The organism is Leucobacter sp. OH1287, from assembly GCF_003859945.1.
Classification (GTDB): Bacteria; Actinomycetota; Actinomycetes; order Actinomycetales; family Microbacteriaceae; genus Canibacter.
The window spans coordinates 123695-146633 of record NZ_RQYM01000001.1 but is presented as its reverse complement, the minus strand read 5'-3'; the positions used below and the strand labels follow the sequence as shown (position 1 = coordinate 146633).

The window sequence follows — 22939 nt, the reverse complement described above, 5'->3', positions numbered from 1 at the left end:
AATAAAAATGGCTGCGGGTGTTACTACACAACCCGCAGCCAAATTCATTGCACGCTCCCGTGTTTAGCCTACGGCCGTCACGGGTGCAGCGCTGTCGGAGCTAGCCTTCGCACGCTGCTCCAGCAGATGCTCGTCAGCCTTCTTAATCTTTGGCTCACCCGCCCGCAGCTGGGCGTAAACAGGGGCCGCAATAAAGATGGTTGAGTAGGCACCAACCAAAATACCGATGAACAGCGCCAAAGCGATGTCGCGCAGGGTTCCCGCACCGAGCACAAACGCACCGATGAAGAGGATTGAGGCAACCGGCAGGATCGCTACAACCGAGGTGTTGATGGATCGCACAAGGGTCTGGTTAACGGCGAGGTTAACCGCCTCAGCGAAGGTTCTGCGTCCCTCCATCTGCTCCGGTTTAGTGTTTTCACGAATCTTGTCGAACACAACAACCGTGTCGTAGAGGGAGTAGCCGAGGATTGTGAGGAAGCCCAAAACAGCGGCCGGTGTGATCTCAAACCCGCTGATGCCGTAAATACCAGCTGTGATGATCAGGTCGTGCATCAGCGCGGTCAGCGCCGCAAGCGACATCTTCCAGGTTCTGAAGTAGACCGTCATCACCAGTGCGGCAAAGGCGAGGAAGACAACCAGCGCGATAATCGCCTGCCTTGTTACGTCCTGACCCCAGACGGCACCGATGTAGGATGCGGTAACCTCGCTCTCGTCAACGCCGTAAGCCTCAGCCAGGAGGCCGCGCAGTTTGTCAGACTCGGCTGTTTCCAGCTGCTCTGTCTGCACCTGAATATCGCTCTGGCCAACGTGTGTGACGCGCGGCTCAGAGTTTGGCAGCACCTCTTTCACTGCGGCTGTTGCGCGGGACAGGTCACGATCTTGACCCGCCTGGGTGTGCACCTGGAACTGGCTACCACCGGTGAACTCAATACCGAGTGAGAAGCCGCCGCGAAGGAACGGGCCGATAATCGAGATCGCAATCGCGATCGCCGCAATCAGGTACCAGGTTTTACGCTTGCCAACAAAGTTGAAGGATTTCTCCCCGGTGTATAGATCATTACCGAGCTGGCTAAAAGACCGTTTCGCCACTGCTATCCCTCCTTGCTCTCTGCTGCCGCCAGTGCTTTCCGCTCGGCGATTGTTTGCCGGCGCTGTGCTTCTTTTCTGCCTCCCCGCTGTTTCCGCTCCTGCTTAGCGGAGCTTGGTGCCTGCGCCCTGAACTGTGCGCGACCGCGGTAGACCGCACCGAGCTTGTCAGGGTTTAGGCCGCTGAAGCGGTGGCCACCACCCCAGAAGCGGGTCTTAGCCATCAGCGTCAGCATTGGGTGGGTGAACAGCGCAACAACCACGAGGTCGATAAGCGTTGTCAGACCGAGGGTGAACGCGAAACCGCGCACGTTACCGATCGCGAGAGCGAACAGCACAGCCGCTGCCAGGAAGTTAACACCGTCAGATGCGAGGATGGTGCGGATCGCCTGTTTCCAGCCCTGCTCAACAGCCTCCGAGAGTCGGAAACCGTCACGCAGTGAGTCGCGTACACGCTCGAAGTAAACGATGAAGCTGTCTGCGGTGAAACCGATCGCCACGATAATACCGGCAACACCGGCGAGCGACAGACGGTATCCCTGACGCCACGACAGCAGCGTCAACAGCAGGTAGGTTAGCAGCGCCGCAACCGCGAGGGACGCAACCGTCAGCACCGCAAGACCGCGGTACTGGAAGATTGAGTAGATAACAACGATAACCAGACCGATCAGACCGGCGATCAGACCGGCGCTGAGCTGTGAGGTTCCGAGTGTTGCGGAGATGTCCTCTTGGCTCTGCACGGTGAAGCTGATCGGCAGCGCGCCGTACTTCAGTTGATCCGCTACCGCCTCAGCACCCTCCTGGGTGAAGTTACCGGTGATCTGTGGGCGTCCGTCGGTGATCAGACCCTGCATTGCCGGGGCTGACAGCACACGACCGTCAATCACGAACGCGAACTGGTTAAGCGGCTCGGTTGCACCGTAGAGGCGCTGGCTGATCTCGGTGAATTTCTTGGTGCCGTCAGCGTTGAGCACCAGGTTTACCGCCCAGGTGCCGGTGCTGCCACCGGTCTGGGTTGTGACGAGTCCCGCGGACGCATCAGAGATTGCGTCACCGTTCATCTCAACCGGGCCGAGAATGTACTTCACCTCTTTTGTGAGATCACAGGTGATAAGTGGTCGTTTGGCGTCGGACTCGCCAACATCGGCGATGTTCTCGTCCGCACAGCTGAACTGCTCAAACGCGGCAAGAATCTGCGGGGTCAGCCACTCGGTTGAGCCCGGCTCTTTCGGCAGGGTCTCAGGCCAGTAGCTGTCATCCTGGTTCGGGATCTTGCCACCCACGGTTGTGACGGTGCCCGCCGCGTCAGTGCTTGCCGCGTCACCGCTCGCGTCAGCATCGTCAGTGGCGGCTTCGTCAGCTGCGGCATCACCGGTTGCGGTGTCAGCGGTTGCGGCATCACCGGTTGCGGCATCACCGGTTGCGGTGTCAGCGGTTGCCTCACCGGCGTCGGTTGCTGCGGCGTCGGCTGCTCCGTCAGCGGCCTCGTCAGTGGATCCGCTCTCACCAGCGGCGTTTTCGCCCTCAGCTGTTGTCTGGATCGGGATACCCGCGCCGATGCTGAGCACCGGCCTGAAATCCAACCTCGCGGAGGCTTCGATCCGCTGCATGGTCGCGTCATCAACCTTGCCCGGGATCGCAACCAGGATGTTAGATCCACCCTGGGTTGTTACCTCAGCCTCAGAAACACCGGCGGCGTCAACACGCTGTCGAATAATCGCAACAGCCTGTTCAACCTGCTCGGGCGAAATACTGTCACCCTTATCGGTTTTTGGTGCTAGAAGGATTTGGGTACCGCCCTGCAGATCGAGAGCGAGTTTTGGTGTTACAGTTGCTTCGCCCTGCCCGATGCCGATGCCAATAACACCGACCAGCACGACGATAAGCGCAAAAAGCCACCCAATTGACTTACGCGCCTTTCTAACCGCTGGTGTAGAAGCCACTTGTTTTGTATTCCTGTCTTAGGGGATTTAGAAACTACTTTTCGTTTTCGTTTTCGCTGTCTTTGTTCTGCTTTTCTGCGTCAAGCGCTGCCTCACCCTTTGCGAGCCGCTCGCCAAACTCTGGATCATCATCCGGCGCAATATCGTCGCTCGGCTGGGCAGGCGCTACCTCTTCGCTGTCGGCTGCTGTGTCGTCGGGCACAATCTGCGCAATCGCTCCCGGGTGCACAACGATGGTTGAAGAACCGGATGAGAGGGTTGCACGGTTGTTTTCGTGGTCGATCTCAACGATTGTGCCGTAGAGACCCGAGCCGAGCATAACCTCAACGCCCGGCACCATGTTGTCGCGCATCTCACGCTGCTGCTGTTGACGCTTCTTTCCGTTGCGGAACATCAGCAGCAAGAGCACAGCGATCGCTGCGATCATAATGAGTAGTGTCGGATCTACCGAGCCCATAGGGTTCTCCTTAGCTTAGAGGTTTTTCGAAAAACGCAGTAACTTAATAACTATACGCTATCTGGCTGCGCAATACCTAGGATCTGCCAAGCTTTTGAGCTTGCGATCCGGCCGCGCGGGGTTCTTGTGACCAGCCCCGCGCGCACCAAAAACGGTTCAACAACCGACTCGATTGTTTCGGCTTCCTCCCCAACCGAGACGGCGAGAGTGGAAAGACCAACCGGTCCTCCCCCGAACCTGGTGACCAGGGTGTTCAGCACCTCCCGGTCGAGACGGTCAAGCCCCAGATCATCAACATCGTAGAGCTCAAGCGCCTTCCTGACGGCGGTGGCGTCGGGATCCACCCTGTGCACAAGCGCGTAGTCTCTCGCACGCCGCAGCAGCCGGTTGGCGATACGGGGTGTACCACGGGAGCGGCCGGCGATCTCGGCGACCGCCTCGGCGGTGATGTCGAGGTTTAAAAGGCCTGCCGCCCGACGCACAACCTGTTCTAGCTCACCGTCACTGTAAAACTCGAGGTGCGCGGTGAAACCGAAACGGTCACGCAGCGGGTTCGGCAAAAGACCCGCCCGGGTGGTCGCGCCAACGAGTGTGAACGGCGCAATCTCCAGCGGAATCGAGGTTGCTCCGGCGCCCTTCCCGACCATAATGTCGATTTTGAAGTCCTCCATCGCCAGATAGAGCATCTCCTCGGCGGCCCTCGCCATCCGGTGGATCTCGTCAATAAACAGCACCTCACCGGGAGTTAACGCCGAGAGCACCGCCGCCAAATCCCCGGCGTGCTGGATCGCGGGGCCCGAGGTCTGGTGCAGCGGCTTGTTAAGCTCAGCCGCGACAATCATCGACAGGGTTGTTTTGCCGAGCCCGGGAGGACCCGCGAGCAGAATATGGTCGGGGGTGCGCTGCTCCAGCTGCGCGGCGTTTAACAGCAGCCGCAGCTGCTCACGCACCTTCTGCTGCCCAACAAAATCGTCCAGGTTTGCGGGGCGCAGCGCGCCCTCAAAGTTGAGTTCGGACTCGGTCGCACTCGGCGAAAGTTCACGATTCATACTACCTCTGTCCCTGTTTCAGCTTCGGGATCTGCAAAAGCTTCAACGCCGCACGCAGAAGCTGGGCAGAGTCAGCGTCCACACCCGCACCCGCCGCGTCCGCAACCGCCTGCGCCGCATCAGCTTCAGAGTAGCCGAGCCCGACCAGCCCGATAATCACCTGTGATGCAACCTCCGGGGTGGATCCCGCTGCCTGCGCAGCCGCTGGCTCCTCCGCCGCAACGATCCCCGCGAGCTTGCCCGCGAGTGAAACAACGATCAGCTTCGCGGTTTTCGGGCCGATGCCGCTGACCGCTTTAAACGGTTTATCGTCCTCGGCGGCAACCGCGGCCGCGAGCTGCTGCGGGCTGAGGGTGTTGAGGATCCCGAGCGCGGTGCGCGGGCCAACCCCGTTAACCGTTAACAGGATTTTAAAGACGCTGAGCTCCTCTTCGGTTTGGAAACCGAACAGGGTTAGTGAATCCTCACGCGGCACCAGCTGAGTGTGCAGGAACACCTCATCACCCTGATAGCTTGCCGCGGCAAACGCAGACGGCACCTCAACCCGGTAGCCGACCCCGGCAACGAGCACAATCAGCCAGTCGCTGCCGCGACTTAACACTTCACCCTTTAAAGCAGATATCACACAGCCACAATACCCTGTTTCGCAGAAATATTCGACTTTATCGCCCAGCCTGTGGAAAACTACTTACGGCAGGAGGGAGCAGAAATAACTGTCCGCGGCAGCTGGCTCCGGGAGTAAAGGAAAAACCGGAACCGGCTGCCGCGGACAGAACCTATTTTAGCGGTCGCGTTCGGCGCGGTTAACCGCGCTGGTGATCGCCTTCAGTGTTGCACGGCTGGTGTCGGAGTCGATCCCAACACCCCACAGCCTGCGGCCGTGCACCTCAAGCTCAACGTAGGAGGCAGCAACCGCGTCACTGTTTCCGCCCATTGAGTGCTCGGCGTAGTCAAACAGTGACACGGAGAGCGCCGAGTCGAGCTTGTTTAAGCCGCGAATAAAGGCGTCAACCGGGCCGTTACCGGCGGCGTTCAGCTCGGTCTCGTCCTCATCCACGCGCAGTTTCACGGTTAAATCGGTTTCACCGTCGCCGTCACTAACGGCAACCTTGCTGAGGATCTCAAACTTGCCCCAGCGCTCGGCGGCATCCTTGGCAGGCAGGTACTCGTCGGCAAAGATCTCCCAGATCTTCTCGCTCGACACCTCGCCGCCGGATCCATCAGTGTGGCGCTGCACAATCCCGCTGAACTCGATCTGCAGCTGGCGCGGCAGATCGAGGCTGTAATCGGTCTTCAGCAGGTAAGCAACACCGCCCTTACCGGACTGTGAGTTAACCCGAATAACCGCCTCGTAGTTGCGTCCCAGATCCTTCGGATCCACCGGCAGATACGGAACAGCCCACTCAATCTCGTCAACCGACTTCCCTGCTGCCTCGGCATCGTGCTGCATGCGCTCGAAGCCTTTCTTGATGGCGTCCTGGTGGGATCCACTAAAGGCGGTGTAGACCAGGTCACCCGACCAGGGGCTGCGCTCGTGGACGCGCAGCTGGTTGCAGTACTCGGCGACCTGTCGAATCTCGTCAAGGTTGCTGAAGTTGATCTCGGGGTCGATGCCCTGGGTGAACAGGTTGATGCCGAGTGTCACCAGGTCGACGTTGCCGGTGCGCTCACCGTTGCCGAACAGGCAGCCCTCGATGCGATCCGCGCCCGCCATATATCCCAGCTCCGCGGCGGCGACGCTGGTGCCCCGGTCGTTGTGCGGGTGCAGTGACAGGATCACGTTCTCGCGGTGGTTGAGATTGCGGCTCATCCACTCGATCGAGTCCGCGTAAACGTTCGGTGTCGCCATCTCAACGGTTGCGGGCAGGTTGATAATCACGTTGCGATCCGCGGTCGGCTGGAACACCTCCAGCACCGCGTTACAAACCTCGGCCGCGTACTCCAGCTCGGTGCCGGTGTAGGACTCCGGTGAGTACTCGTAGAAGATCTTGGTGCCGGGTACCCGATACTCGTTGGCGACGCAGAGCTTTGCGCCGGCAATGGCCAGCTCCTTAATACCCGCTTTATCCTTGTTGAAAACCACGTCGCGCTGCAGCACACTGGTTGAGTTGTAGAGGTGGACAACCGCCTGTTTTGCGCCCTTCAGGGAGTCGTAGGTGCGCTCGATCAGGTGCTGACGCGCCTGGGTTAGCACCTGGATTATGACATCCTCCGGGATTGCGTCCTCTTCAATCAGCTGACGCACAAAATCGAAATCGGTTTGGCTCGCTGACGGGAACCCAACCTCGATCTCTTTGTAGCCCATCCGCACCAGCAGATCAAACATTTTACGCTTGCGTTCCGGGCTCATCGGCTCAATCAGCGCCTGGTTGCCGTCACGCAGATCGACGGCGCACCAGCGCGGAGCCTTGGTGATTCGCTTGTTTGGCCAGGTTCTGTCTGGCAGGTCTACCTTAATCTGTTCGTGGAACGGACGGTAACGATGAAACGGCATTCCCGATGCCTGCTGTGTGTTTTGCACTGTTAAACTCTTTCGCTGAAAAAAATGGTGGGTGACCCCAATACAAAACCCCGCGACGAGTAAGGCCTAGTTTAGGACTCGTCGCGGCTACTAAGCAGCGTTAGCGGTCTGTGCATGATTTTATTCTACACCACATATTTTGGCAGGGTGTGTCAGGCAACCCAGCTTTCGCCCTAGAAACCGAGCTTGCCGAGCGCTTTCGGGTCCCGCTGCCACTCCTTCATAACCTTCACCCGCAGCGACAAATAAACCCGTTCACCGAGCAGTTCCTGAATCTGCGAGCGGGCTGCGGATCCGATCCGCTGCAGCCTGGATCCGCCCTTGCCGATAATAATGCCCTTCTGACTGTCACGCTCAACATAGATGGACGCGAAAAGCTGCAAAAGCCCGTCGTCGCGTCGCTCCTGGTCGTCGATTGTGACGGCAATGGAGTGCGGCAGTTCATCACGAGCACCGTCGAGCGCGGCCTCACGAATCAGCTCTGCGATCCGATCCTCTGTGGTCTCGTCCGTGTTTTGCTCAAAATCATAGAGCGGCGGGGAAACCGGCAGCAGACTGATCAGCACATCGCTGAGCGTGTCCAGCTGGCTGCCCTTAACTGCGGAAACCGGCACAACCGCCTCCCAGTCACCGAGCGCGTCAACCTCCGCGAGCCGTTCAATCACCGTGGCACTGTCAGCCTCATCAATCTTCGTGACGATCGCAACCTTTTTAGCGTGCCTGAAGCGGTCAAGCTGATCCCTGATAAACCTGTCACCGGGGCCAACCCGGTCGGTTGCGGGAACGCACATGCCGATCACGTCAACGTCACCGAGCACCGCGCTCACCGTGTCATTCAGTCGCTGCCCGAGCAGTGTGCGCGGGCGGTGGATCCCGGGGGTGTCGACAATAATCAACTGCCCGGCGGGCCTGTGCACAATGCCGCGAATAACCCGCCTCGTCGTCTGCGGTTTCGGGCTTGTGATCGCGATCTTTTCCCCAACAAGGGCGTTGGTGAGAGTTGATTTTCCGACGTTTGGCCGGCCGACAAAGCTAATAAAGCCGGCGCGGAAGTCGTCTGCCTGCGCCTCGACTGGCTCACCAAAACTGCTAGTCATTGCTGTCCCCTTTCCCTTGCTCCCCAAAAGTTTGCGCTGCGCCACCCGCCGGCGCTGTTTGCGCCTCGCCGAGATTCTCTGCCGCGCCCGGTGTGCGCTCTCCCGAGTCTTCCGCGGCACCCCGGGCAGCCTGCGCGGTGACCGCCTCCGGCTCCTCGGCGTCCCCGATCCACCGCGCGTTAATAGCGGTGATGGTGTTGCGTCTGTCTGCCTCGGTGACGGTTAGGCGGATCCCGGCAACATCGACCGTGTCGCCGGCTTCGGCGAGTTTACCCAGCTCTTTAACCAGCAGACCCGCGACCGTATCAACCTCGTCATCGTCAATCTCGATGCCAAACAGCTCACCAAGCTCGGTGACGGTGACGCGCGGGTTTAGCGCGAAGGTGCCGTCAGACAGCAGCTCCGTGTCGGGATCCTCACGGTCGTGTTCATCGCTAATATCACCGATCAGCGACTCCAGGATGTCCTCAAGCGTGATCAGACCGGAGATGCCACCGTACTCGTCAACGGTGAGCGCGAGATGCTGTGACTCGCGCTGCATCTGCTGCAGCAGATCGTCGGCGCGCATCAGATCCGGCACAAACATCGCCGGTTTCATAATCCGGGTGGCATGGGCGGTCTCAGCGGTTTCGCCGTAACGCAGCACAAACCCGCTCGCGTCACGCAGATAAACCATGCCCAGAACATCGTCCACATCGGTTGCAATAATCGGCATCCGCGAGTGCCTCGACGCCAGCAGCTGCTCCAGCGCCTGCCGCACAGTGTCGGTTGCGGCGACCGTCTGCATGTCGGTGCGCGGCACCATCAGCTCTCGCACCAGCGTGTCACCGAGCCGCATCAGCGAGCGGATGTAGTTGCGGTCGTCCTCCTCGATCTGCTGCCTCTCCGCGGCGCGATCCACAAGCGAGAGAATCTGTTTATCAGCCTCCGTCGACTCCCCGAGGTTCTCCGCCCTCGTTGCAACCCTGCCGGTGAGGTTTGAGATCATCGCCGACAGCGGTGACAGCAGAACCCCGAGGAACCGCACCAGGTTGGCGGTGAGCCGCAGAACCCGCTCCGGATAGTTGGCGCCGAACGCGCGCGGACTCGCACCCACCAGCAGCAGCGTTGAGACAACCAGCACAAGCGTTGCGGTGATCAGTGTCAGCCACAGCTGATCGATTGTGTAGGCGAGCACAACCGTGATGAACACGGCGGCGAGGCTCTCGGCAATAATCCTGGTGAAGCTAACCGCGTTAATGTGCGACTGCTCGTCGTCGGCGATAGCGCGCAGCGAGCGGTCACTGCGGCGCGACCCCTCCGCCATCCGGTAAATCTCGGAGCGGGATCGGACGTGCAGCGCCGAATCAGCCGCGGCGAGGAGCCCCGCCAGCGTCAGCGACAGCAGCGCGGCAAACAGCAGCGAGATAGCTAAACCAATCGACATCCGCTAACCTCTAGGCCTCGCCGTCCGGATCCGCCGCCGCAAAATCGGCGAGCAGCTGCCCCTGCAGTCCGAACATCTCAGCCTCCTCAACCGGGGTTGCGTGGTCGTAGCCAAGCAGGTGCAAAACCCCGTGGGTGAGCAAAACCGCGCACTCGTCGAGCAGGCTGTGACCCGCAGCATCCGCCTGCTCAGCCGCCACAGCAACGCAGATCACAATATCGCCGAGCATTCCCGGCGGGGTTAACTCGCCCTCGGATCCGGGCACCAGCTCGTCCATCGGGAAGCTCATCACGTCGGTCGCCCCGGGCTCGTCCATCCACTCGATGTGCAGTTTCTCCATCGCCTCAGGTGTCACAAAACTGACGCTGAGCTCGGTTTCCGGGTGCAGATACAACCGCTTAAAGAGGTATTCGGCAAGCCTTTCAAGCCTGCCGGTAACAAGCTCGCTGTCTGATTCATTCTGAAATACAATCGCCACTTTTAGGACTCCGCTACTACTGCTACTACTGCTTCTTCTGCCACTTCTGCAATCACAGCAACTACTGCTGTGCGTAGGCGTCAACGATTCTGCTAACCAGCTCGTTGCGCACAATATCCCCCGCCGTCAGGTTAACAACCGAGATGTCGTCAACCGCCGAAAGCAGTCTCACCGCCTCAGCGAGTCCGCTGTTCTTCACCGGCAGGTCGATCTGGGTGAGATCACCGGTCACAACCATTTTGGATCCGTACCCGAGCCGTGTCAGGAACATCCGCATCTGCTCGGTTGTTGTGTTCTGCGCCTCGTCGAGGATCACAAACGACTCGTTTAGTGTGCGACCGCGCATATAGGCAAGCGGCGCAACCTCGATGGTGCCGCTCTCCAGCATCCGCGGCACCGCGTCCGGATCCAGCATCGCACTGAGCGCGTCAAACAGCGGCCGCAGATACGGGTCGATTTTATCCTCCAGGCTGCCGGGCAAATACCCGAGCCGCTCCCCCGCCTCAACCGCCGGACGGGTCAGCACAATCTTCGCGATCTCCCGCTTCTGCAGCGCCCTCACAGCGGCCGCGATCGCGAGGTAGGTTTTACCGGTTCCCGCGGGGCCAACCCCGAAGGTGACCGTCGAGTTCTCAATCGCCTGCACATACTCCCGCTGCCCCTCGGTTTGTGGGCGGATCCCCCGACCCCGCACCGTCAGAATCGGCTCTCCAAGCTGCTTCACCCCCTCCTCCGGCGATCCTGCACCGCTCAGGTTTTGCACGTCCCGACCGGTTGGAATCCCCCGTCTCCTGGCGATCTCCAGCGCCGCAAACACAACCGCCTCAGCCTTTTTAATGTCTGCCTCACTGCCGCTGAGACTGAGCAGGTGGTCGCGCAGGTGAAACTTCACACCGGGGTGTTCACGCTCAATGCTTTTTAGCAGCTTCTCACCCTCACCGAGAAACTCCGGTAGGTAGACACCGCTTAACAGAATGGATCGGGTTTGCACTCCGCTGCTATCCAACTAGGCTGCGCTCCTCAAGATCCCCGGCGAGCACGTGGGCGTGCACGTGGAACACGGTCTGCCCGGCGCTCGCTCCGCTGTTAAAGATGAGACGGTAGTCACCGTTTGCGTGCTCGGAGGCGAGCTTTTGCGCAACCCCGACAATCTCGGCGAGCAGCGCCGGATCCGCCGCAGCAAGCTGGGTAACATTGTCGTACTCGGTGGTTTTTGGGATCACCAGAATGTGCACCTTAGCCTGCGGGTTAAGGTCTGGGAAAGCGATAACGTTCTCTGTCTCAACCAGAATCTTGGCGGGGATCTCACCCGCGATAATCTTTGTAAAAACTGTGTCGGCTGCCATGCCATAAGTCTAGCGAACAACACTGAAAATCGCTCAGAAAAAGCAGCAGCGCAGCAACCGTGTTCACCCTCCCGATTGCTGCGCTGACTGTGTTGCTCGCTAGTTTTGTGCGAGCGCCTTTACCGGATCCAGACGGTTAATCTGGTAGATTGGCACCGCCGCGGCTGCCACTGTCACCAGCACCGCACCGCCGAACAGTCCGCCCAAAAGCGGCCACGGGATAACCGGGTCATGCATATTGTTAAACAGTGCCACCTTCGCTGCAATCAGGCCGTATGCAACACCGAACGCGCCAATAAAGGTGGTTGCGATGAGTGACAGACCGACCGACTCGATAATCATCATCCGGCTAATCTGCGCCTTGGTGAAACCGAGGGAGCGTAGCAGCCCAAACTCGCGCTTCCGAGAGGCCGCGGTAACAATCGCGTTGTTGATAATGCCGACAATCGCGAGCACAGCGGAGATTGCAACCAGGCCGATTGTGATGCTGATTATCATATCCATCATCTGTAAAATCAACTCCCGCAGCTCTGGTTCACGACCCTGACTCTCAATCTCAAAACTGTGGCGAAGAGTAGCACCAGCTGTTGCAAACATGGTGATCAGGGTGATACCGATGATCAGACCGGTTGCCGCGCGGCCGGTGCGCTTCGGGTCGCTAACCGCGTTGCGCCTCGCGATCCTCACCGCCGGCTTGTTGCCGAGGAGTTTTAGAACACCACGGATAACACCCGGGATCACAACGGAGGCGCCGACCAGCAGGCCGATAAGCGCGAGCAGTCCGCTGCTAAAGCCGAGCAGCAGCGCCCTAGTACTGGATTCAGCGGTTGCCTCCTCGTTGAATGCGATGTCAAGCGCAAACCAGGCGAGCACAACAGCAGCGAGCAGCAGGAGTCCGCCAATGATGCCAGCCGGCAGCAGGGTTGCGCGCTCCCGCTGCAGCAGGTGGGTCTGGCTGAGCGCCTGCAGCGGGGTGATTTTCGTCACCCTCCTGGTACCCCGGTACGCGCTGATAAAGGTGATAGCGACAATCAGTATTCCGACAACAACACACTCAACACTAAACTGCGGCAGCGCGATGTCATACTGACCGAACATCGGCTCCTCAAGCAGGTTAGAGATAACCGCGCCGGCGGCAACACCGATAACCGTGGCAATCAGGCTCGCCGCAACCGCTTTCAGCGACAGTTTAGTGCGCAATTGGGAGCTCTGATACCCGAGCAGCCTGAGCAGCGCAATCGCCCTGCCGTTGCAGCTGACCACCGTGTTCATAATGTTTGAGGTGACAACCGCCGCAGAAAACAGACCGAGCGCCACAATAATAAACGACATCACCGTTTCGGCACCGGTAGAAAAACCCTGCTCGGAGAGGTGCTTTGCAACCACGTTGGCCTTCGCACCAATGTTCGCGATTGCTGCTGAGAACGCGGCTGCTATCAGCGAGACAGTGCCCACGGCGGTCAGATCGCCGGGTTTAATAATCGACTTCAGTGCTGGATTTGCCATGATCGCACCTACTTCTCGGTTGAGTCGGCAGCAACACCGGCCGCAGCGGGGTTAGCACCGGCGACCGGGTTAGCACCGGCGGCAGCTGGATCCGCGGCGCCTGCCCCGTTCTGCTGACGAACATCCGAGATCACAACGCCGTCACGGAGGTGGATAATGCGATCCGCCGTCGCAGCAGCGGCCGGGTCGTGGGTCACCATCACCAGCGTCTGACCGTACCTCTTTACCGCCTCGCGCAGAATCCTCAGCACCTCAGCGCTGTTGTGGCTGTCCAGGTTACCGGTTGGCTCGTCAGCGAAGATCACATCCGGGCTGCCGGCGAGCGCGCGGGCAATCGCAACGCGCTGCTGCTGGCCGCCGGAGAGCTGATCCGGGGTGTGGTGGATCCGCTCGCTGAGGCCGAGCAGGTTCACTAGGTCGTTGATTCGCTGCCGGGTTGTGGCGTCGATGGTTTTACCGTCGAGGTCGAAGGGCAGTTCAATGTTCTGCAGCGCGGTCAGGGTTGGGACGAGGTTGAAGGACTGGAAGACGAACCCGACATTGCGCCGGCGCAGCAGTGTTAGCGACTTGTCACCGAGCTTTGTGATGTCGGTGTTGCCGTACCAGATGCTGCCCTCGCTAACCGAGTCGAGACCGGCGGCGAGGTGCATGAGGGTGCTCTTACCGGATCCGCTTGTGCCCATAATCGCGGTGAACTCGCCCTGCTCAATGCCGAGCGTCACGTTGTTGAGGGCAACAACCCTGGTCTCCGCTGTTCCGTAGTACTTTGATACGTTCTGTAGATTTACAATAGCCATATTGTCAGTCTATTTAGAGCGCAACAAAACAGCTGTAGTCTCAGGTTTGATGTTGGTCGTCCCCTGGTATGATTCGCGATACAGCCACAGAACAGCCCTAAAACAGCCGCTGATCGGGGCTAAAGCGCCTGCCCCGGGGAGATAATCCCGGCCTCGTAGGCGTCAATCACCAGCTGCACCCGATCCCGGTAGCCGAGCTTTTGGAAGATCCGGGAGATGTGGGTTTTCACGGTTGACTCGGTGACGAACTCGTGTTTGGCTATCTCCTGGTTGCTTAAACCCTGCGCCGCGAGTTTGAAGATTGCGTATTCGCGCTCGGTGAGGATCTCGCTAAACTCGGCCTCCCTGGACACCTGTGTTGCTTGCGATTTCGCCTCCAGCTTCAGCAGCTCAATCGCCGCGTTGGCGCTGATAATCGGGGCTCCGCTCGCCGCAGCTCGAATGCTCGCGAGCAGCATCTCCGGTTGCGCGTCCTTGAGCAGATAGCCGCTCGCGCCCGCACGCAGCGCCCTGGCAACCGCATCGTCAAGGTCGAAGGTTGTCAGCATCACAATGCGCGGTTTTTCGCAATCCCTCCCCGCGAGGATCTGCACGGTCGCCTGAATACCGTCAAGCTCGGGCATTCTAACGTCCATCAAAATCACGTCCGCGTCCCAGCCGCTGTATTCCGAAACAGCCTGCAGCCCGGTTTCTGCCTCACCGACAACGGTGATATCTGGCTGACTCTCGAGCACCATTTTGATGCCCGTCCTAAAAATCGCCTGGTCATCAACCAGCGCGACCCTGATCATGTTACCCATTTTTCTCCCCCCGGTTACGCGTCCCGGTCAAGCGGCACAGTGACGGTGACCCTCCACATTTTATCGCCAAGCTGTGGATCCGCGCCGCTGTAGATCTGACCGCCGATCGCCGCCGCTCGCTCCCGCATCCCGATCAGGCCAAAACCGCTGCCGGTCTCAGACTGTTTCTGGTTCCACTGCTGCCCGGGCGCTACCCGGTTGCTGATGCTCAGACGAAGCTGTGAAGTGTGCCAGTCGACAACAATCAGAATCGGTTTTGAGCGATCCGCGTATTTAATCGCGTTGGTGATACTCTCCTGTGCGATTCGATAGATGGCGCTCTGCTGCAGTGCACTAAGACCGCCAGCCTCGCCGGTGATTCTTAAATCCACCTCAAAACCGGCATTTTTAGCGCTGCGGACCAGGTCAGATATGTCCGAGAGACTGGCTCCGGGGCCATCCCCCTGCTGGTGACGCAGCCGCTCTAACAGCGCGCGGATATCGCGCAGTGAGCTGCGGCTCGCGTCCGCGATCTCGGCGAGCGCCTGCTGGGCGAACTCCGGTTTCGCGGCGGCGGCGAATCGCGTTCCCTCCGCCTGCGCAACGATCGCGGCGAGTGAGTGGGCGAGAATGTCGTGCATTTCACGGGCGATTTGGGCTCGCTCCGCGGCCACCGCTGTCTGGTGTTCAAGCCTGCGCATCTCGGCGAGCGCGATTGTCTGCTGTGTCTCCAGCTCTTTTGCTCTTCTGCCGGCGCCGACGAGCGCTCCCAAAAGCCAGGTTGAGATGTAGATAAAGCCAAACAGAAGGCTGCCTGCGATAACGGTTACAAGCCAGCGTGGCACAGGACTGTTTGATGCCGCTTCTACAGGACTCAGACTGACACTCTCATAAACTAAGAACTGGATAGACACGGCAATCACCGCGAGCAGCACAAAAACCAGGGTGAGGTTTTTAAACGCCCGGCTGGAAAACGCTGCCCCGCAGTAGATAATCGGCACCAGCACGACCAAATAGCCGGGCATCGGGATCGCAACAACGGAGCTGGCGATCAGCGAGAGGAAGCTTAACAGCAGGGAAATAAACGGCGAGAATCTGACGAGCGCGAGCCCCGCAATCTGGCAGCCGCCGCACAGGATCCACGCGATTAGCTGTGTTGTCGAGGGGATGTTGACGGTGCCGACGAGGTAAAACAGCAGACCGAATACAGCGCCCAGGATTGACAGCGTCCACTCGCTTTTGTGCAGTGGCTGGTAGAGGTCGCTGCTTTTAAACCCGAGGTTTCTGACTCGCTGCCGTAACATCTAACTCCCCGCTCTCACCAGTGTTCCTGAACCGTGTTGGCGACGGCGAGCGCTGCGGCGCCCGCGCTGGAGGTGCGCAGCACCGTGTCGCCGAGCCTAACGCCCACGGCTCCCGCGGCTGTCAGGGAGGTTGTCTCGGTCTCGGTTATGCCGCCCTCTGGCCCGACTATCAACAGCAGGGTGTCTGTTGCGGCGGGCAGTTGCCCGAGCACCCGGCTGAGTCTGTTTTCGGCGCGTGGATCCAGCACCAGCGCGAGCGTGCCAGCCTCGCCGCAGAGTCTTGCGAGCTCAGCTGTTGTGTGGATCCGCTGCACCTCGGGGATTACAGCCCTGAGCGACTGTTTCGCGGCCTCTCTCGCGATCCGCTGCCATTTTTGCTGCCCCTTTTGCTGTTTTGTCTGGTTTTGCCAGAGTGAGACGGAGCGGCTGGCCGCCCACGGGATAATCGCGTTAACCCCGAACTCGGTTGTCTGTTCAACAGCTCGGGTGTCGCGGTCACCCTGCGCGAGCGCCTGCACTAAAACGGTTTTTAACCCCGATGGGGCGGGGGTTTGCAGTTCACTCACAACAGCGGTGAAGGCGGGGGCGGATCCCTTCACCACGTCACTCACCCGGGTGACGGCGATCTCTCCCCCGCCGTTGCCGATAAGCACCTGTTCGCCTGTGCGCAGGCGCGCAACACTAACCGCGTGTCTAGCCTCCTCACCGGTGATGGTGAGTGCGGCGCCGGGTTTTAGTGTCTCCGGGGTGAGTGTTTCGTCGTAGTAGAGGTGCGCCATTAGCTGTTGAAGAAGCGGTCCCTGAGTTTACCGAAGAAGCCGCGCTGGAACTGGCCAAGCTGCGGTGCCTCGGTTGGCCGCTGCCTGGCGAACTCGCGCAGGATCTCGGTCTCTTTTTTGTTCAGTTTCACGGGGGTGATAACCTGCAGCGCGATCTTCAAATCGCCGCGTCTGGTGCCGTGCAGCTCGGTAATGCCGCGGCCCTTGACGGTTAGCACGTCGCCGGACTGTGCACCCTCCGGGATTTCGGCGAGCACCTCCCCGTCAAGCGACTGCAGGATCGCGTTTTTGCCGAACACGGCGTCGACCATCTGCACCTCCAGTGTGCACAGCAGGTCGTAACCGTCGCGGCTGAAGATGTCGTTGTGTTTTAGTTTGAACTCGATGTAGAGGTCACCGTTTGGTCCGCCCGCTGGGCCGACCTCACCGGCGCCGCGCATCTGCAGGCGGGTGCCGTCCTCGATCCCCGAGGGGATCTCAATGTTAATTACCCGACGCTCCCGCACCCTGCCTTTTCCGCCGCAGTCGAGGCACGGCCGGTCGATCACGGTGCCGTAGCTTTCGCAGGATCCGCACGGGTGATTGGTGACAACGTTGCCGAGGATTGAACGCACCTGCCGCTGCACGTGACCGGTGCCGCCGCAGATGTCGCAGGTGCGTGGCTGGGTGCCGTCCGCACAGCAGCTGCCCTTGCAGGTGTCGCAGAGCGCCGCGGTGTTGATTGTGATCTCGCGGGAGGCGCCGAACACGATCTCCTGCAGTTCAACGTCCATGCGGATCAGCGCGTCATCACCGGGTTGCACCCGACTGCGTGGGCGCCCGGATCCGCTAAAGCCAAAACCGGCGCCGAACATGTTGCCGAGAAAGTCGCCCAGGTCGGTGAATCCACCCATCCCCTCGGCGCCCCCCATATCGTAGCGGCGACGCTCCTCCGGGTTGCTCAGCACATCGTAGGCGTGAGTCACCTCTTTAAACTTTTCGGCAGCTTCGGGACTCGGATTACGGTCAGGGTGCAGCTTGGTCGCGAGCTTGCGATAAGCCTTCTTAATCTCTTCGTCAGTTGCATCTCGGCTCACGCCGAGCACTTCATAATGGTCAGCCACCTGGCAGTGTCTCCTAGCTGTGGTAAAGGTCTATACCTGTCTAATCTACCGGTTTTATTTTAAAAGAGTGTGAATCACAGTGTCGGCCAACAGTCGACCGCGCAGCGTCGGCACAAGCCGCCGCTGTTTAATCGCGATGACTGGATCAACAAGCCCCGCCGCAATCAGCTCCGGCACGTGCCGCCTCTCATCGGGGGTTAAAACAGCCGTGTCAAGGCCAGTCACAATCCTGGTCTCCAACAGCAGCCGCTCTGTGCGCCGGGTTTCCTCGTCGAGCACCTCCCGTGCCTGGGCCGGGGTACCACCCGCTGCGATGCGATCCGCGTAGGCGCGCGGGTGTTTAACGTTCCACCACCTGACGCCGCCGACGTGGCTGTGCGCACCGGGGCCAACACCCCACCAGTCCGCCCCCTCCCAATACGAGAGATTGTGTTTAGACCGGTTATTTTCCCCGCGAGCCCAGTTGCTTATCTCATACCACTGGTAGCCGGCGGCGCTGAAACACTCGTCCGCGTACTGGTACATTTCGGCGTGTGTGTCATCGTCCGGCATCGGGTAAACACCGCGTTTAATCTGAGCCGCAAGTTTCGTCCCCGGTTCCACAATCAGTGCGTAGGCGGAGATATGGTCGGGTTCGCAGGCGAGCGCCGCGGCAACACTAACCCGCCACTGCTGCACTGTCTCCCCCGGTGCGCCGTAGATCAAATCCAGGCTGACATCGAGCCCAACCTGTTTCGCCCAGGCAACCACCTGCGGCACCCGCTCGGGTTTGTGGGTGCGATCAAGCACCGCCAAAACCTCGGGAACAGCCGACTGCATCCCGAAACTCACCCGGGTAAAACCCGCGGCTTTCAGCTCGGTCAGATATGCCAGATCAACCGAGTCGGGGTTTGCCTCGGTTGTCACTTCCGCGCCGGGAGCCAAACCCCAGGTGGTTTTAATCTGCTCAAGCATTTTCACCAGGTCTGAGGCGGGCAGCAGCGTCGGGGTGCCGCCCCCGAAGAACACGGTGCTCGCCTGCCTTGCAGCAACACCCGCGCGATCCAGCACCTCACCCGCGAAACGCATCTCCGCCATTGCCTCGCCCGCGTAGCTGGAACGGTTGGTTGTTCCCAAGTCAACCGCTGTGTAAGTGTTGAAGTCACAGTAACCGCAGCGCACGCGGCAGTATGGCACGTGCACATAAACCCCAAATTTGCGGGTTGCGGATCCGCTAGCGGCCTGCATCGGCAGCGAACCGTCGAACGGCACCGGGTCGCCCGGCGGCAGTGCGCTCGGCACTATTCTTCACCACTGGCCGCGGCCGCGGTCGGGCGCAGCGCCTCAAGCACCTCTAGGTTGGTTGCGACAATCGCTTTCAGCTGCGCACTGCGACCGATTGCGAACAGTCGCCACTCCGGGTGCACAAAACCACGGGTGAGACCCCAGACACTGCCGTCCTCCCGAAGGTGAACACTGAGCAGCAGCTCCCCGGTTATTGGTTCGTCGGCGAGTGACCCGAGCATCAGCTGCGCGCGCTGGGCGGCGCTGATTGCCCTGAGCACCTTCCAATTAACTGTCTGTTTACGCACTCGCAAAGACACCTGGTCTCCGATCATCGCGTACGGTTCACCGGTCGCGCTAAACAGCTGCTCCTGGTTTGGGGCCGCGGTTGCAGCGGGGGTTGCTGACACAAAACAGTCAGCCTGTTTGTGCGCCTGCCAGGTCATTAGCGCACTAACAACGCTGACGAAGCGTTCCTCGGAGCTGCCGAGTTTGATCCGCTTCTCAAACACCACCGCCTTGTTGGGCGGGAACCTAAGCAGGTCTGGGTCAGCGCTCGCGCCAACCTCAGCATAGCCCAGCGGGCTCTGCTGAAACGTTTTCCTGCGGCTGATACGCATTACCGTTTCGACTCTTTACCCTCGACGTCACCGGACAGCGCAGCAATAAACGCCTCCTGCGGCACCTCAACTGAGCCGACCTGCTTCATCCGTTTCTTACCCTCTTTTTGCTTCTCCAGCAGTTTTCGTTTACGGCTGATGTCACCGCCGTAGCACTTCGCAAGCACATCCTTGCGGATCGCACGAATCGTCTCACGTGCGATCACCCTCGCACCAATCGCCGCCTGAATCGGCACCTCAAACTGCTGCCTCGGAATCAGTTTGCGTAACCGCTCAGCCATCATCGTGCCGTAGTGGTAAGCGTTGTCGCGGTGCACAATCGCGCTGAACGCGTCAACCTTGTCACCCTGCAACAGAATATCAACCTTCACCAGGTCAGACTGCTGTTCCCCGTCTGGCTCGTAGTCGAGGCTAGCGTATCCCTGGGTGCGGCTCTTTAAGCTGTCGAAGAAGTCGAACACGATCTCACCGAGCGGGATCCGGTAGCGCAGCTCAACCCGCTCAGTCCCCAGATACTCCATTCCGAGCAGGGTGCCGCGGCGTGACTGGCAGAGCTCCATAATCTGCCCAACATAGTCTTTCGGCGCGAGGATCGCGGACTTCACCATCGGCTCGTAAACCGCCGAGATTTTACCGTCCGGGTACTCGCTCGGGTTTGTCACAGTCACCTCCAGGCCGTCCTCTCGAACAACCCGATAGACAACCGACGGCGCGGTCGCAATCAGATCGAGGTTAAACTCGCGGCGCAGTCGCTCGCTAATAATCTCCAGGTGCAAAAGCCCCAAGAAGCCGCAGCGGAACCCGAAACCGAGCGCAACCGAGGTTTCCGGCTCATACTGCAGGGCAGCGTCAGAGAGCTTCAGTTTGTCAAGCGCCTCACGCAGAACCGGGTAGTCGCTGCCGTCAATCGGGTAGAGTCCTGAGAACACCATTGGTTTCGGGTCGGTGTATCCGGCGAGCGGATCCGTTGCCGGCGCTGCCTTCGCGGTCACCGTGTCACCAACCTTCGACTGGCGCACATCCTTCACACCGGTGATCAGGTAACCCACCTCACCAACGGCGAGGCCTTTGGTCGGCACCGGCTCCGGTGCGGAGACACCGATCTCCAGCGCCTCATGCTCGGCGCCGGTTGACATCATCAGGATCTTCTCCCGCGGGGTAAGTTTCCCGTCAACCATTCTGACATAGGTGACAACACCGCGGTATGGGTCGTAGACGGAGTCGAAGATCATCGCGCGCGCTGGCGCGTCCGCCTCACCGACCGGGGCGGGAACAGCCTCGATTACCCGGTCAAGCAGCTCGGCAACACCGTCACCGGTTTTCCCGGAAACGGCGAGCACATCAGACTGGTTGCAGCCGATCAGATCGGCAATCTCGCGCGAGTATTTTTCGGGATCCGCCGCGGGCAGATCGATTTTGTTGAGCACCGGAATAATCTCCAGGTCGTGCTCCATCGCCAGATACAGGTTTGCGAGGGTTTGCGCCTCAATGCCCTGCGCAGCATCAACCAGCAAAATCGCGCCCTCACAGGCCGCCAGGGAGCGAGAAACCTCGTAGCTAAAATCGACGTGACCGGGGGTGTCGATCATGTTCAGCGCGTAGTCAACACCGTCGTACTGCCAGTTCATGCGAACCGCCTGCGACTTGATGGTGATACCGCGCTCACGCTCAATATCCATCCGGTCAAGATACTGGGCACGCATCTCACGGTCGGGAACGGTCCCGGTTATCTGCAGCATCCTGTCTGCAAGCGTCGACTTGCCGTGATCAATGTGCGCAATAATACAAAAGTTGCGAATCACACTCGGCTGCGTTGCAGCCGGAACAGGTGGATTGCTACTGCGAGGTGCCATAGAGGTAATTATCCCATGCTGTGCTGAAAGCTAGTAAGACAGAAACACACGCACAACCAGAGTGGTTGCGCGTGTGTTGAAGATATTAAGAGGGCTTAGATAGCGGCAACCTTTTTAGCAAGCTTTGACTTGCGGTTAGCAGCCTGGTTCTTGTGAATAACACCCTTGCTAACTGCCTTGTCAAGCTTCTTGCTTGCCAGCTGCAGGGCAGCTGTTGCGGCAGCCTTATCACCAGCTGCAGCAGCCTCACGGGTCTTACGCACGAGGGTGCGGAGCTCGCTCTTGTATGCGCGGTTGCGCTCGGTTGCCTTCGCGTTGGTGCGAATGCGCTTAATCTGCGACTTAATATTTGCCACGTTTGTCCTTTAAATAGCTTAGATACGTACCTGTTTATTAACCGCGAGACAAGAGAGGGCTGCCAGCGCGGAAGTGTGTGGTGTGACCACACGCAAGCCAATAAAAACCTTACCACACCAGAGCCTGAAAACAGTAGCTGGCACACAAACACTGGGGTGTTTCGCTGCTCTGCACGGCCCTGCTAGATTCGCCCGCGTTTTGCGATGAAGCTGACGTACCGCTCCAGCGCAAACTCGGGATCCTTGCTGCCGCCCTTCACACACCACTCGGTTTCAGCCGCCAGGTCGATTGCGCGCGCCAGATCCGTTTCACGCCATCTGCTCGCGTCACGCTTCGCCTGCTGTCGCTGCCAGGGAGCCATCTGCGCCGCCTGCCCCGACTGCCCCGCGCCAAACACGCGCGCCATATTGCGCACCCGCAGGTTAATCGCGGCGAGCAACTGCACACAGTTAGCTCCGGTTGCTAGCGCGTGCCGCAGCGTCACAAGCGCGTCACCGTGCCTGCCAGCGCACGCATGGTCGGCAATCTTAAATGCGTTAACCTCAACCCGACCGGCGGTTATCACCGCAACATGTGACTCTGTAACAACCCCGCCGGTGTCCCGCACAAGCTGTTCACTAATCGACGCGAGCTCCGCTAGATCGTCAGCGTAGGCATCAATGAGCAGCTGCACGGCGGCGTGCGAGATTTTGCCGCCCGCACGATCCACCACCTCGGTAACGAAGCCGACCCGCTCGGCCGCTTTCATCTCTGCGCAGTCAACCTCGATCGCGCCGGGAACAGCGCGCAAAACCTTTAACGCCGCTGCCCCGGTGTTGCCGCCGCGGTGCCTAACCGCGAGGGTTGTTTGCGGATCCAGAAACTGCACAACCTCCTTCAGGTCGCTGATCAGCCGCGCCCCCGCCTTCTCAAGCGAGGTCACAAACAGCAGCCGGGGTTCACCAAACAGTGACGGGCTCGCCTCCGTTAACAGCTGCCCGGGCTGGTAGTTGAGCGGATCAATATCGGTGACCAGCAGGTCCGGGTGCTGGGTTTTCAGCTGCTGTCGAAGATCCTGGTAGCCGCGCTCCGCAAGCGCATCAACCTTGCCGTAGAGAAGCACAACCGGGGCGGGTTTTATCGCGTTGTAACGCAGTTTTTGGGGTTTGCTTGCCGTCGCCATAACGCCGCCC

Annotated in this window: 22 protein-coding genes; all 22 read right to left on the bottom strand. The window is 59.8% G+C overall.

All coding sequences use genetic code 11. The features are described 5' to 3' along the window. Positions 1-63 precede the first annotated feature (63 nt). The 22 genes from secF to holA all read right to left on the bottom strand — a co-directional run bounded on the left by secF (position 64) and on the right by holA (position 22929). On the bottom strand, positions 64-1092 hold the full coding sequence (secF, locus tag EII30_RS00635) for a protein translocase subunit SecF (protein WP_124885398.1): 1029 nt from the start codon (positions 1090-1092) through the stop codon (positions 64-66). A 2-nt stretch (positions 1093-1094) separates the two neighbouring features. Continuing rightward, the gene (gene secD / locus EII30_RS00630) at positions 1095-3032 is read right to left on the bottom strand and encodes a protein translocase subunit SecD (protein WP_124885397.1); all 1938 of its coding nucleotides are present in this window, start codon (positions 3030-3032) and stop codon (positions 1095-1097) included. A gap of 34 nt (positions 3033-3066) precedes the next feature. Then, positions 3067-3489: a preprotein translocase subunit YajC gene (yajC, locus tag EII30_RS00625; RefSeq protein WP_124885396.1), complete on the bottom strand. Its 423-nt coding sequence runs from the start codon at positions 3487-3489 to the stop codon at positions 3067-3069. A gap of 50 nt (positions 3490-3539) precedes the next feature. Then, entirely contained in the window at positions 3540-4538 is a 999-nt protein-coding gene (gene ruvB / locus EII30_RS00620) for a Holliday junction branch migration DNA helicase RuvB (protein ID WP_124885395.1), read from the bottom strand. A 1-nt stretch (position 4539) separates the two neighbouring features. After that, positions 4540-5163, bottom strand: coding sequence for a Holliday junction branch migration protein RuvA (ruvA, locus tag EII30_RS00615; RefSeq protein WP_124885394.1), 624 nt, complete (start codon positions 5161-5163; stop codon positions 4540-4542). A 156-nt stretch (positions 5164-5319) separates the two neighbouring features. Next, the gene (gene leuA, locus EII30_RS00610; protein WP_124885393.1) at positions 5320-7059 is read right to left on the bottom strand and encodes a 2-isopropylmalate synthase; all 1740 of its coding nucleotides are present in this window, start codon (positions 7057-7059) and stop codon (positions 5320-5322) included. Positions 7060-7232: 173 nt separating this feature from the next. Beyond that, positions 7233-8156 carry a GTPase Era gene (era, locus tag EII30_RS00605; RefSeq protein WP_124885392.1) on the bottom strand — a complete coding sequence of 308 codons (924 nt, stop codon included), beginning with the start codon at positions 8154-8156 and terminating at the stop codon, positions 7233-7235. Further along, entirely contained in the window at positions 8149-9582 is a 1434-nt protein-coding gene (locus EII30_RS00600; RefSeq protein WP_124885391.1) for a hemolysin family protein, read from the bottom strand. The genes era and EII30_RS00600 overlap by 8 nt, the downstream gene beginning before the upstream one ends. A 10-nt stretch (positions 9583-9592) precedes the next feature. Next, complete coding sequence (ybeY, locus tag EII30_RS00595) at positions 9593-10060, bottom strand: rRNA maturation RNase YbeY (RefSeq protein ID WP_124885390.1); 468 nt, start codon at positions 10058-10060, stop codon at positions 9593-9595. Positions 10061-10121: 61 nt separating this feature from the next. Further along, positions 10122-11066 carry a PhoH family protein gene (locus EII30_RS00590; protein ID WP_124885389.1) on the bottom strand — a complete coding sequence of 315 codons (945 nt, stop codon included), beginning with the start codon at positions 11064-11066 and terminating at the stop codon, positions 10122-10124. Beyond that, on the bottom strand, positions 11059-11406 hold the full coding sequence (locus tag EII30_RS00585) for an HIT domain-containing protein (protein ID WP_124885388.1): 348 nt from the start codon (positions 11404-11406) through the stop codon (positions 11059-11061). Before EII30_RS00585 ends, EII30_RS00590 begins: the two co-directional genes overlap by 8 nt. 99 nt (positions 11407-11505) lie before the next feature. Further along, entirely contained in the window at positions 11506-12912 is a 1407-nt protein-coding gene (locus EII30_RS00580) for an ABC transporter permease (protein ID WP_124885387.1), read from the bottom strand. 8 nt (positions 12913-12920) lie between these two features. Further along, positions 12921-13709: an ABC transporter ATP-binding protein gene (locus EII30_RS00575; RefSeq protein WP_124885386.1), complete on the bottom strand. Its 789-nt coding sequence runs from the start codon at positions 13707-13709 to the stop codon at positions 12921-12923. Between the two features lie 119 nt (positions 13710-13828). Next, entirely contained in the window at positions 13829-14509 is a 681-nt protein-coding gene (locus EII30_RS00570) for a response regulator transcription factor (protein WP_124885385.1), read from the bottom strand. Positions 14510-14523: 14 nt separating this feature from the next. Next, on the bottom strand, positions 14524-15792 hold the full coding sequence (locus EII30_RS00565; protein WP_124885384.1) for a sensor histidine kinase: 1269 nt from the start codon (positions 15790-15792) through the stop codon (positions 14524-14526). Positions 15793-15806: 14 nt separating this feature from the next. Next, positions 15807-16571, bottom strand: coding sequence for a 16S rRNA (uracil(1498)-N(3))-methyltransferase (locus EII30_RS00560; RefSeq protein ID WP_124885383.1), 765 nt, complete (start codon positions 16569-16571; stop codon positions 15807-15809). Next, positions 16571-17674: a molecular chaperone DnaJ gene (gene dnaJ / locus EII30_RS00555; protein WP_124885382.1), complete on the bottom strand. Its 1104-nt coding sequence runs from the start codon at positions 17672-17674 to the stop codon at positions 16571-16573. The genes EII30_RS00560 and dnaJ overlap by 1 nt, the downstream gene beginning before the upstream one ends. A 54-nt stretch (positions 17675-17728) precedes the next feature. Next, on the bottom strand, positions 17729-18955 hold the full coding sequence (gene hemW, locus EII30_RS00550; protein ID WP_124885381.1) for a radical SAM family heme chaperone HemW: 1227 nt from the start codon (positions 18953-18955) through the stop codon (positions 17729-17731). Continuing rightward, entirely contained in the window at positions 18955-19557 is a 603-nt protein-coding gene (locus EII30_RS00545) for a DUF1990 family protein (RefSeq protein ID WP_124885380.1), read from the bottom strand. The genes hemW and EII30_RS00545 overlap by 1 nt, the downstream gene beginning before the upstream one ends. Further along, positions 19557-21410, bottom strand: a complete 1854-nt coding sequence (gene lepA / locus EII30_RS00540) for a translation elongation factor 4 (protein WP_124885379.1) — start codon at positions 21408-21410, stop codon at positions 19557-19559. The genes EII30_RS00545 and lepA overlap by 1 nt, the downstream gene beginning before the upstream one ends. Positions 21411-21505: 95 nt before the next feature. Next, entirely contained in the window at positions 21506-21766 is a 261-nt protein-coding gene (gene rpsT / locus EII30_RS00535) for a 30S ribosomal protein S20 (protein ID WP_124885378.1), read from the bottom strand. 182 nt (positions 21767-21948) lie between these two features. Beyond that, positions 21949-22929: a DNA polymerase III subunit delta gene (gene holA / locus EII30_RS00530; RefSeq protein WP_124885377.1), complete on the bottom strand. Its 981-nt coding sequence runs from the start codon at positions 22927-22929 to the stop codon at positions 21949-21951. Between the last annotated feature and the right edge of the window lie 10 nt (positions 22930-22939).

Coding starts and splice junctions, on each gene's coding strand:
- EII30_RS00570 (WP_124885385.1), bottom strand. CDS start 14,509: ATGGGTAACATGATCAGGGTCGCGCTGGTTGATGACCAGGCGATTTTT.
- yajC (WP_124885396.1), bottom strand. CDS start 3,489: ATGGGCTCGGTAGATCCGACACTACTCATTATGATCGCAGCGATCGCT.
- holA (WP_124885377.1), bottom strand. CDS start 22,929: ATGGCGACGGCAAGCAAACCCCAAAAACTGCGTTACAACGCGATAAAA.
- EII30_RS00575 (WP_124885386.1), bottom strand. CDS start 13,709: ATGGCTATTGTAAATCTACAGAACGTATCAAAGTACTACGGAACAGCG.
- era (WP_124885392.1), bottom strand. CDS start 8,156: ATGACTAGCAGTTTTGGTGAGCCAGTCGAGGCGCAGGCAGACGACTTC.
- ruvB (WP_124885395.1), bottom strand. CDS start 4,538: ATGAATCGTGAACTTTCGCCGAGTGCGACCGAGTCCGAACTCAACTTT.
- EII30_RS00545 (WP_124885380.1), bottom strand. CDS start 19,557: ATGCGTATCAGCCGCAGGAAAACGTTTCAGCAGAGCCCGCTGGGCTAT.
- EII30_RS00580 (WP_124885387.1), bottom strand. CDS start 12,912: ATGGCAAATCCAGCACTGAAGTCGATTATTAAACCCGGCGATCTGACC.
- EII30_RS00565 (WP_124885384.1), bottom strand. CDS start 15,792: ATGTTACGGCAGCGAGTCAGAAACCTCGGGTTTAAAAGCAGCGACCTC.
- EII30_RS00600 (WP_124885391.1), bottom strand. CDS start 9,582: ATGTCGATTGGTTTAGCTATCTCGCTGCTGTTTGCCGCGCTGCTGTCG.
- EII30_RS00560 (WP_124885383.1), bottom strand. CDS start 16,571: ATGGCGCACCTCTACTACGACGAAACACTCACCCCGGAGACACTAAAA.
- EII30_RS00585 (WP_124885388.1), bottom strand. CDS start 11,406: ATGGCAGCCGACACAGTTTTTACAAAGATTATCGCGGGTGAGATCCCC.
- lepA (WP_124885379.1), bottom strand. CDS start 21,410: ATGGCACCTCGCAGTAGCAATCCACCTGTTCCGGCTGCAACGCAGCCG.